The organism is Nonomuraea zeae (assembly GCF_005889725.1).
Classification (GTDB): Bacteria; Actinomycetota; Actinomycetes; order Streptosporangiales; family Streptosporangiaceae; genus Nonomuraea; species Nonomuraea zeae.
The window spans coordinates 1-1,653 of record NZ_VCKX01000655.1; the positions used below are offsets into that span (position 1 = coordinate 1).

The following is a 1,653-nucleotide window of genomic DNA, read 5'->3' on the forward strand; positions in this document are numbered from 1 at the left end:
GCCGGTTCACCCAGCTGCCCAGGGTGCTGGCGTTGATGTCGAACTCGCGCGCCACCGACGCGACCGTCCGATCGCCCTCCAGCACCATGCGGATGGCTTCTTCCTTGAACTCCGGCGAGAACTGCCTACGACGCCTTGCCACGTACCTACCTCTTCCAGACTTCTCAGCTTATGTAGCCGACTGTCCGGAATCTGCTAGGCACCTCAGAGAGCTTGTCAGGGTTGCTGAGCAGGAGCCGGGTGACACGCTTGGCGGAAATCGTGGGCCGGTCGGCCTCGACCCTGCCTTGGTTGATGTAGCGGTAGAGGAGGTTCTGGCTGCCGGTATACCCGAGTTCCTTGATCTCGGTCAGGAGCGTCTGCACCGGGACGGCCGGTTCCTCGGCGCGCCGAGTACGAAGGTGGTCGCGGTAGGGGTCGACCAGGGTAGGCCGGTATTGCGGGGCGCGCCGCATGCGCTCGGGTTCGCTGGCACGCGCGTAGCGTTTAACCGTGTTCAGCGACAGGTGCAGGCGGCGGGCGCTCTCCAGCAGGCCGACACCGGCATCGATCAGGTCATGGACTTGTCTCCATCGTTGCAGCGTGGTGGTCGCGGGCTTGCCGTCCTGCAACGGTGGCCCGTGCTTGGCCCAGCAGGAACTGTGAGCACCGACCTCCTTACGTACGGCCTCTCCCAGGCCGTTCCACAGATGCCAGCGGTCACTGACCTGCACCGCGTCCGGGAGCGCGGCACGGATGGCCTGGGCGTAGGTCGTCGAGCCGTCCCGGCACACGATCTCCACCCCGGGATGGGCACGCAGCCATGCGGTCAAGGTTTCGGCCTTGCGGTCGGGTAGCACGTCGATACGCTGATTCGTCTCCACGTTGATCAAGATCGTGGCGTAGGAAGTGCTCTTGCGCAGGGCGAAGTCGTCAACGCCCAGAACCCGCGGTGCGGCGGCTAACGGCAAAGGCAACGCCAGCAGCAGGCGCAGCGCCGTGAACCGCGTGAGCGGGATGGCCATCACCTGCAACGTGCGCGCGGCGGCACGCCCGGCTAACTCCTTGACCACAGCGGCGACCTGCGTGGCCAGGCGGACGGTTCGGCGTTGGTAGCGCCGCAGCAGCCCAGGAATCTGCTCGCGAAAGGTCCTCCTGCAGCCTGCGGTCGCGCACACCAGGCGACGCACGCGCACCTCAAGAACGACGGGGCGGGCGTCAACAGGGACATCGGCAACGATGCGCTGGTGATAGCCGTGCACCCTACTCGTCGTGATGCCACAGTCCGGGCAGGCACCTGGATGATCTGGGGTCCGCACGCGTAGCCGTATCGCACGGTCCTCATCGGCTACATCCTGGACGATCAGCGGCGACAACCCTGCAAACACCGTGCTCACCAGTACCGTGGCATCGATCATCGCTCACTGTGACATCTACAGACGATCAGTCACCACCGTTTCTGCGACAGAGCCCGGTTTTCGGTGTAACTCCTGATCATGGAGAACGCACCTGATGAGTACTGTGTTCCAGGCATCGACGGAGATCGGCCTGGAGGACGCCGCAGTGGCGCGCAAGAAGCCCGAGAACTCGACGGATCGGGAGCTGGTGGCCAGGCTGGTCGACCAGGCCCGGGCCGAGGGAGTGGAACTGGTCGGTGAGAACGGGCTGCTGGGC

The 1,653-nt window shown here is 65.2% G+C and carries 1 protein-coding gene and 2 pseudogenes; 1 reads left to right on the plus strand and 2 read right to left on the minus strand.

Annotated elements, in window-relative coordinates; translation table 11 throughout:
• Window positions 1–142: transposase (locus tag ETD85_RS67840; protein WP_138699074.1), on the minus strand; the 142-nt coding region annotated here is incomplete at its 3' end.
• A gap of 67 nt (window positions 143–209) precedes the next feature.
• Window positions 210–1,397 (minus strand): annotated as a pseudogene (locus ETD85_RS62155) (ISL3 family transposase); the annotation flags it as partial.
• A 94-nt stretch (window positions 1,398–1,491) separates the two neighbouring features.
• Between ETD85_RS62155 and ETD85_RS67845 the strand changes: the two are divergent.
• Window positions 1,492–1,653: pseudogene (locus ETD85_RS67845) on the plus strand (IS256 family transposase); the annotation flags it as partial.